We start from the raw sequence: 347 nt of genomic DNA on the forward strand, positions 1-347 counted from the left end.
CCGACCGCGAACACGGTTCCCGCCACGCCCAGGTAGAAGCCGGCGGCGATCAGCAGCCAGTACAGCTTGAGGCTGCCGGCCAGGGCCACCAGTAGCACCGCCGGTACTGAGCCGAGCAGGATGGCGGTGAACATCTTTCGGCCGCCGAGTCGGTCGGTGAGGGAGCCGACGACGATCGACCCAGGGCTCCGACCAGGTACGGGGGTGGCGAGCATCAGCGAGATCTGGCCCTCGTTGAGGCCCATCGTCGTGGCGTAGGTCTTCTGCAGCGGGGCGATCGACATCCAGGCCCAGAAGCCGATGGTGGAGGCGATCGTTGCCAGCAGCACCTGGGCGAACTGGTCGTG

At 67.4% G+C, this 347-nt stretch carries 1 protein-coding gene; it reads right to left on the minus strand.

The window, feature by feature from the left end; translation table 11 throughout:
- A partial coding sequence (locus BN358_RS27030; protein WP_368730815.1) for an MFS transporter occupies positions 1-347 on the minus strand: 347 nt, incomplete at both ends.

The sequence above is a fragment of the Sedimentibacter sp. B4 genome (assembly GCF_000309315.1).
Lineage (GTDB): Bacteria > Bacillota > Clostridia > Tissierellales > Sedimentibacteraceae > Sedimentibacter > Sedimentibacter saalensis.